This is a genomic window from Bradyrhizobium sp. S3.2.6 (assembly GCF_040546885.1).
GTDB lineage: Bacteria > Pseudomonadota > Alphaproteobacteria > Rhizobiales > Xanthobacteraceae > Bradyrhizobium > Bradyrhizobium cytisi.
The window spans coordinates 1-7,705 of the sequence record NZ_JBEPOS010000051.1 but is presented as its reverse complement, the minus strand read 5'-3'; the positions used below and the strand labels follow the sequence as shown (position 1 = coordinate 7,705).

General features: G+C 60.5%; 9 protein-coding genes and 1 tRNA gene. 6 read left to right on the top strand and 4 right to left on the bottom strand.

The genetic code is table 11. The annotated features are described in order from the left end of the window. Positions 1 to 281: 281 nt before the first annotated feature. From ABID58_RS37030 to ABID58_RS37010, 5 genes are all read left to right on the top strand, one after another. A complete protein-coding gene (locus ABID58_RS37030; RefSeq protein WP_354037757.1) occupies positions 282 to 848 on the top strand; it encodes a hypothetical protein in 567 nt (188 codons plus the stop codon). 5 nt (positions 849 to 853) lie between these two features. Then, complete coding sequence (locus tag ABID58_RS37025) at positions 854 to 2,497, top strand: P-loop NTPase fold protein (protein ID WP_354037756.1); 1,644 nt, start codon at positions 854 to 856, stop codon at positions 2,495 to 2,497. A gap of 221 nt (positions 2,498 to 2,718) precedes the next feature. Continuing rightward, a complete protein-coding gene (locus tag ABID58_RS37020; RefSeq protein WP_354037755.1) occupies positions 2,719 to 3,231 on the top strand; it encodes a hypothetical protein in 513 nt (170 codons plus the stop codon). Between the two features lie 173 nt (positions 3,232 to 3,404). Continuing rightward, positions 3,405 to 3,857, top strand: a complete 453-nt coding sequence (locus tag ABID58_RS37015) for a VOC family protein (RefSeq protein WP_354037754.1) — start codon at positions 3,405 to 3,407, stop codon at positions 3,855 to 3,857. Between the two features lie 292 nt (positions 3,858 to 4,149). After that, the gene (locus ABID58_RS37010; protein WP_354037753.1) at positions 4,150 to 4,788 is read left to right on the top strand and encodes a glutathione S-transferase family protein; all 639 of its coding nucleotides are present in this window, start codon (positions 4,150 to 4,152) and stop codon (positions 4,786 to 4,788) included. Between the two features lie 118 nt (positions 4,789 to 4,906). On the opposite strand, the gene ABID58_RS37005 is transcribed toward ABID58_RS37010, so the two are convergent. From ABID58_RS37005 to ABID58_RS36995, 3 genes are all read right to left on the bottom strand, one after another. Next, positions 4,907 to 5,074, bottom strand: a complete 168-nt coding sequence (locus tag ABID58_RS37005) for a hypothetical protein (protein ID WP_187435159.1) — start codon at positions 5,072 to 5,074, stop codon at positions 4,907 to 4,909. Between the two features lie 7 nt (positions 5,075 to 5,081). Continuing rightward, positions 5,082 to 5,258, bottom strand: coding sequence for a hypothetical protein (locus tag ABID58_RS37000; protein ID WP_502916463.1), 177 nt, complete (start codon positions 5,256 to 5,258; stop codon positions 5,082 to 5,084). A gap of 110 nt (positions 5,259 to 5,368) precedes the next feature. Then, positions 5,369 to 5,623 (bottom strand): PilZ domain-containing protein, encoded by a 255-nt coding sequence (locus ABID58_RS36995; protein WP_148753893.1) that lies wholly within the window; start codon positions 5,621 to 5,623, stop codon positions 5,369 to 5,371. A gap of 229 nt (positions 5,624 to 5,852) precedes the next feature. Here ABID58_RS36995 and ABID58_RS36990 point away from each other — a divergent pair. Further along, a tRNA-Glu gene (locus tag ABID58_RS36990) sits at positions 5,853 to 5,927 on the top strand. Between the two features lie 15 nt (positions 5,928 to 5,942). On the opposite strand, the gene ABID58_RS36985 is transcribed toward ABID58_RS36990, so the two are convergent. After that, complete coding sequence (locus tag ABID58_RS36985) at positions 5,943 to 7,586, bottom strand: hypothetical protein (RefSeq protein WP_354037752.1); 1,644 nt, start codon at positions 7,584 to 7,586, stop codon at positions 5,943 to 5,945. Positions 7,587 to 7,705 lie beyond the last annotated feature (119 nt).

The window sequence follows — 7,705 nt, the reverse complement described above, 5'->3', positions numbered from 1 at the left end:
CCTCCTCGTGGCCCAAAAGTGATTCGATCACTTCGAACTCACTTTAGCTCCACCGCCTTCTTGGTCGCGAAGGCCGGCTAGATGATCTTCAGTGCTGGACTGCACCCCTCAAGTGAGACACGATAATCTCGGTGACAGTGCGGTTGCCATGATGCGTTATCGCGCTGGGCGACGCAGCGTGCATGATCGGTCGATCCGACTGACCGTTTCGCCGCTGCATTGTCGCTGTTCTTGCTATCTCAACCTGCCGTATATTGCAGTTCTTAGGGGTTGAGAATCACATGACTTGGCCGAGCTACGAGGTTGCGCCGCAGGACAGTGTGTACGCCTTGGGCGTCGTCAACATCAACTACGCCCGCTTTGAGCTTACTCATACGTGGATGTTGGCGGCTGTCGCCAATATTCGGGAGCGTCAAGCCAATTTGATTTCCGTTCGGACAAACCCGGCCGACCGGATGAAGCTCATTGAAATCTTCATGGGCCATTACGACTGGCCCGACGACGTGCGGGCGGCCATTAAGCACTATCTGAAAGCAATGGACATCCTCACCGCCAACCGCAATGTGCTGGTCCATTCAAACGCAGTGGAGACTTGGGGCAACATGACAGCGTTCCATTCCATGTCGAAGCAGGGCCTGCCGAACCTCTTTCAGGTTGCAACAGACGAAATTCGACGGATCGCCGACGACCTCAATGACTACTTCTGGTTCGGTCACGCACTCTCCAACTATATCGCGTCCGAGATTCATCATGCCGCCAGGGAAGAAGGCATGATGGCGATCGAGACATTGCCGATCTTGCTGCCGATCCCGATTTATATTGATCCCAAACGGCGCCCGAAGTCCTAGCTAGCATGGCAAAAGAAAAAACCGCTCTCTCGCTCCTCCGTCACGAAGTCTTCCGCTTCCTGAAAGACCCCAAACCTGAAGTCATTTGCATTCGAGGAAAATGGGGGGCTGGCAAGACTTATACGTGGGAGGAGTTGCTTAAGCAGGCGGGCAAGGATGTCGCTCTACAATCCTATTCTTATGTTTCGCTGTTCGGGATGGACACGCTGGATCGCCTCAAGTCGTCCATATTCGAGAACGTCATTCCCGTCAAAAGCATTGACGACGGCCCAACCGTGGAAACGTTGGGGGAGAATTTCAAAGCCCTATCGAAACTAGCTCTTGCGGCCATCAAGCCAGGCGCGGGCGCGATTGCCGAGCACGCTGCCTTTTTGTCTGTCCGTAACTACATCGTGTGCATCGACGACTTAGAACGGAAAGGCGAGAAACTACGGATCATCGACATTCTTGGACTGGCCTCCCTCCTCAAGGAGCGACGCAAGTGCAAGATCGTCCTCATTCTCAACGATGACGCCCTCGACAAGGAGAAGGCTGATTTCGAGAAATATAGTGAGAAGGTAATCGATTCCTCGTTGGTATTCGAGCCGACCTCGGTGGAGGCTGCTCAGATCGCCTTCAAGGGTACCGAGGAATCCGACAAGCTGATGCGCGAGAATTGTCGGAAGCTTGAAATCGCCAATATCCGTATCCTGAAGAAGATCGAACGTCTTGTGAACGACGCCAAGCGCCACCTAGCGCCGTTTGACGATCGAGTATTGACCCAGGCGGTCTCGACTTTGGTTCTATTGGGTTGGTGTGTCTACGCGAAGCAGGACGATCTTTTTCAGTACACGCTGAATGAGAGATACAAATCTCGTTATTCAATGAACAACAAACTCAGCGACGACCAAAAGAAGCTGGACGATTTATTGGAGGCTTATCCGTTCGGGCTTGTGGATGCATTCGACAGAGTTTTGCTGGAGGGCATCCAAAAAGGCTTCGTCGATAACACCAAATTGGTCGAGGAAGCGCAGAAGCTTGATGACGGATACAAAAACAAGAAGATGCGCGACGCCGTTCAAGGACCTTGGGACCTCTACCGCGACTCATTCGACGACAACGTCGAGTCCGTGTGCGATGGGTTAATCAACGCGATGAAGGAATACCCAGATTATACCCCCATCAACTATGTAGACGGAGCGATCATGTTCCTAAAGCGCGTGGGTAAGGCAGTCGAAGCCCAAAAGATATTGGAGGATTGGCTTGAGGCTATGAAGGACGAGCCCCGCGGTTTTTACGACGTGCAAAGCGCCGGGTTTGCTGTTCAAGACCCTGACCTCCGTGCGTCCATCACCCATCGCTACAACTCATTCGTGGATAGCCGTGACCCGGCGGATGTTCTGTTCGAGATCGCCAAGAATCACGCCTGGAGCCAAGAAGACATCGCACTCATCTCGGAGGTAACAGCAGACGAGTTCTACACGATGTTCAAACGCCTAAGAGGCCTTGAACTTAGGTCGGTCATCAAAAAAACGCTTGAAATCGGACGGCACGGAGGTGGCCTCGAATACAAGGCCATTGGAGAGAACGCGCTCGCCGCCCTCACCAGGCTGCGGGGCGAATCCCCCATCAACGATCAACGGGTAAAGGGATTGTATCAGATCACCTAGCCGCATGAGATTCTAGAATCGCAGTGACCGTGCATTGAGTTCGTTCGCCGTCATCACCCTGCTGGCTCCGCCGCTTCGATCGACGCTTGGCAAACGGCGTCAAATGAGCGCACTGGAGTGCACCGTCACCGCAATCCCTGCTGCTTATTCCCTCTAGACACAAATTGGGCTGCACGTCAAAGTTGTCTTGCTCACTTGTCGGATTTCGCGAGGCGAACCCTATGCAGGTTTTCTGGACTTTGATCACGAGCGTCGTAGCGATCGTCCCGATCACTTTCCTTTGGAAGAGCTGGACAGATCGACTGGCGCGGTTGCGGGCGGAATCGATCGGCTCGAACCTGACTGTCAAGGACGGCGTGCAGGATCTCGGCGAAGACCCCGTCATACGGGTTCGCTGGTGCGCTTTGACGGCTCGCGGCTGGGAGCCGGTGCCGATACGCATCAAATGCATCTCGGTCATCTGGCCCTTGGCAAAGCTAATTTCACCCGAACATCTTGCGATCGACCCAACTCGGGATTTCCTTCGCTCGATTGATTTCGATGTCGTGGTTGCCCCTGCAGCGGAATTTAAGACAACGCAGCTTATCAGCGTTGGACCACTCTTACGACGCTGGCCTATCCACACGCGATTGCGCGTTAAAATCATTGCGGAGACCATCGACGCACAGCGACGCAAGACAACCCTTAAGCTGCGCAGCAACCCAGTCGATTGGGGCGCATTGCCCCAGAAATAGTTTGTGCTCGTGCGGAACGTCCCAGCTTGGAGCCGAACTCGCTCATCGAGAATCAAATGGCTTTGGTTCGGCAATCCGCCCTCGCCCCCTGCCCCTCCTCCCACTTTCCTGCTATCTCTCCCCCGCCGTCCCGGCCCAAAGCAAAACCCCATTCGTTCCAGGGAGCAACAACCATGCGATACCTTCACACCATGCTGCGCGTGCGCAATCTCGATGTCGCGCTGAAGTTTTACCAGGATGCGCTGGGGCTGAAGGAGGTGCGGCGGATCGAGAACGACAAAGGACGTTTTACGCTGGTGTTCCTGTGCTCGTCGGACGATCTCGAGGCGCTGAAGGCGCAGCCCTCGAGCCGCGGCGCGCCGCTGGTCGAGCTCACCTGGAATTGGGACGAGGAGACCTATGGCGAGGACCGCTTCTTCGGCCATCTCGCCTATGAGGTCGACGACATCTACTTAACCTGCGAGAAGCTGATGAAGGCCGGCGTCACCATCAACCGTCCCCCGCGCGACGGCAACATGGCCTTCGTGCGCTCGCCCGATCTGCACTCGATCGAGATCCTCCAGAAGGGCGAGCCGAAGCCGCCGGCCGAGCCGTGGGCGTCGATGCCGAATACCGGCCACTGGTAAGGCGCTCGCCACAGGAACAAGGCCCTCGCCCGCCGCGTTCACTCCCCAACGATGCGATTGGAGGAGGAAACAATGGGACGCGGAATTTTGTTGTGGCTGCTGGGTGTGCCGATTCCGGTGATCATCCTGCTGTGGCTGTTCTTCGGTCATTGATTGCCTGATCGACCCCGCCATGAAAGCTCCGCCTCGGGCGGAGCTTTTTGCATGAGGGGCGCACGGCAATCGCGGCTCGCTGACTTCGCGAAATTCCGCTATCACCCGCGCGAAAACGAAACGCTGCGGGAGGAACGAGATGCCAGAGACGAAGCTGACGATCTGGGGCCGCGCCAATTCGGTCAACGTGCAGAAGGTGCTGTGGTGCCTCGCCGAGCTCGCCCTGCCCTACCAGCGCATCGACGCCGGCATGGAATACGGCAAGACCCGCGAGGCCGGCTATCTCGCGATGAACCCCAATGCGCGGGTTCCGACGCTGGTCGAAGGCGACTTCAGCTTATGGGAATCCAATTCGATCATGCGCTATCTCTGCATGGCGCATGGCCGCGGCACGCCGATCTATCCGGAGGCGCCAAAGCTGCGCGCCGGCGTCGACCGCTGGCTCGACTGGACGCTGTCGATGGTGCAGCCGGTCGACCGCCCGGTGTTCTGGGGCATCGTGCGCACGCCGCCCGCCGAGCGCGACATGGTCAAGGTCCAAAGGGATGCCGATGCGGCCGCCGAGGTCTGGACGATCGCCGATCGCCTGCTCTCCACGCGGCCCTTCATGGAGGGCAACCAGTTCACGCTCGCCGACATCGCTGTTGGCGCCTATGCGCGACGCTGGCTCGGCGTCGAGGGGATCACCCGGCCGGCGCAGCCGAACCTGACGCGGTGGCTCGCCGAGCTCGGCAAGCGACCCGGATTTGCACAGCACGTGGCCCCGCCGATGTCGTGACCCGCTGACGCGGCTTAAGCTGCGGTGAGCGCGCGCAAAATCGCTATGAGCGCGCAAACCGCCCGCGCCTGGCCTCTACTGTGCATGGGGTTGTTTTCGCGTTTTCTGTTCGGGCGGCCTAGTGCCGGCCGCGCTCGACCAGCACGACGACGACGATCAGCACCAGCGTGACGATCGCAATGGAGATCTTCGCGGTCCAGGACATCCCGCGTCCGACCCACCACAGCAGCGCGCAATACATCAGCGCGGGGACGAGGAGATCGAGCCGCAACAGGTCCGGCGACATGGGCCCCTCAGCGCCCGACCGTGGTGCCGACGCTGACCGCGCCGCCGATCTTGACGCAGGTCCCCTCGACCATGGTGAAGCCCCGGCCATAGGCGGCGCAGCCGTTGGGTCTCGCAGACCCGGCGGCGCCCTTCAGCGGCAGGGCCTTGCCCGACTGCGGCTGCTCGCTCGGCGGCAGGCGCAAGGTCTCGGCCCCGGCTGAGGAGGTAGTAGCGAGAGTGATCAGAAAGAGGACGGTCGCGCGCATCTGCGCCTTGTAGCCCGGACCCGCGCCCGGCGCCATCCGGGCCGCCGTCAGAGGAACTTGACGCCGGCCGACTTGCCGCGGCGCCACACCACCTGGCAGCTCCGCCCGGTCCGGGCATCGCGTGCAAATGCCATCCGGATCACGCCCGGCAGCTGGCTCGCGTCCTCGTCCAGCGTGATCCTGGCGCCCGAGGCCGAGATGTCCTCGACCAGGCAATGCCGCGCCGCGAATCCGCCCGCGAGCGTGATCCAGGCGTGCTGCGACAGCAGCTTGCGGCTTGCGCGCTTCTTGGGCTGTGGCATTGGCGAAAAATCTCTCCCGCTCCAGCGCTAGCCCAGGGAACCCTAAGAAACGGTTGAAATCGCCGCCCGAATGATCCCGGGGGTGCGCTATCCACCGGGCCCAAAACAGCGTTCCGGAACGGCTTGCCCACGGGGCCAAAGGCCACTATACGTTCGCCCGCTGCAAGCCGCCGGGCACGACTCGCGCGGCCGGCAGGCCTGTCGCCAAATGCGGCCCGGCCTTGCGTTTGCTCCCTTCGTCTATCGGTTAGGACGCCACCCTTTCACGGTGGAGAGAGCGGTTCGATTCCGCTAGGGAGCGCCAAGCAGCCCCCATCCCTCACCGCTCGCCCAGGAAGCTCTCGCGCACCTTCGCGCAGGCGAGCCCGATCGTGTAGACGTGGACCCCCTCGATCACGCAATGGTCCGGATTGAGTGCCAGCAGCCCGATCGAGGTTTCCTCGTTCAGCTCCCACGGTGCGCGGACGATGATGCAGGGATAATCGGCGGCGAGCTTGGCGTAGCTGGTGGTGCGAAAATTGCGCTTCAGGACGCGCGTGTAGGTGTTGTGGTCGAGCAGGGCGACCGTGAAGGCGCGCTCATAGGCAGCAGAGAACCTCTCCCGCATCGCCTGGTCGCCCCAGCGCTGCAAGGTCATGTCCCAGCCGTGGTTCATGTCGTTCTCCGGCGCGCGCACGAACATGCCGGAGACGTTGGCGCAAGCGGGACCGGCAGCGACCACGGCGTCCGAGAGCCTGGCCCCGATCGCATTCGCGCGCGAGGTTTGCAGCGCGACGGTTCTGGCGTCGATCAGCGTCACCGCGGTCGTAGCGGCACACAGGCCGCCCGCCAACAGGGATAGCGCCACCGCCGGGATGGCCGGGACCAGACGCCTGATCTGCACCACGATCAGGACGAGGACGCCGCCCGTCAGCGCCCAAGATGCCATCATGTAATGCAGCGCAAAATGCTTCGACGTCGCCACGAGGTGCGCCGCAAAGATCAGGACGGCGGCGCTAAGCGTGCGGCTGACCGGATCGCGCCACTCGCGCGTCTTGATGCACCAGGCGAGCACCACGGCCGCGGCTGCGATGTAGGTGCCCGACGCGAACGGCACGGCCGCGATGATCTCGCGCATGTTGGACCAGAACGTCGCGAAGTCGATGAATCCGGTCTCGCCCTCGCCGTAATGGCCCTTGTGGGTTGCGATTTGCACCAGCCATCCGAACCCGCGCGTGATCGTTCCTGGGTTGAAGATCAGACTGAAGCCAACGAAGCCGATCGCCCCGGTGATCAAGGCGGCGACGAACGCCCGCCGGCTTCTCAGCAGGCACACGGCGAACAGCGCCTGCGGCAAATAGAGATATTTGGTCGAGAAGCCGAGCGCGAAAATCAAACCGGACACGACGCCGAGGCTGGTCGCCGGCGGTCGCTCGTCGAGCGCAGCCTTGAGCACGATCGCCATGCCGAACAGGGCGATCGCGACCATGAGGCTTTCCGGAGCGAGCACCGTCTGAAAGTGAAGCGCATCGGGATGAACGAACGCGCCGGCCTGAAACAGCAAGCCGGCAATGGCGCTCCGCGTCGTCCGGCCGACGATGAGCCCGCCTGCCAGCAACGCGCCCGAGAGCACCAGCGCCTCGCAAGTCCGCGCCGCGGTGGTGATCGCATCGTAGTGCTTAAGCCCGAACGCGACGATATCATCGGTCCGGGCGACCAAGGCCCAACCCCTGATGACCAGCTCGACGAGCAAAGTCGTCGTCGTTCCCGGATGATCGAATTTCAGCGAGCCATATCCGGCCGCCGCCACCAGCCCGTTCATGGTGTAGGCCGATTCAGGATCGACCTGGACACCCCAGACTGCCTGCCAGGCCGAATAGAGCAACGTCGCCGCCAGATACAATGACGGCGCGATGAGGATCAGCGATGTTCGGCCCCTCCCGCTCAGGCGCGCGTCAGGAAAACTGCAATCGGCCGACATCATCGTCGTCGCACCGTGGTTTCCACGGCCTAGTTCAGCGTTTTCTTGGTTCGAATCATATCAGGCGGCGTCGGCGAGTTTGTAGGACCAGGTATGGATGACGGGATGGCGATTGATGTCGT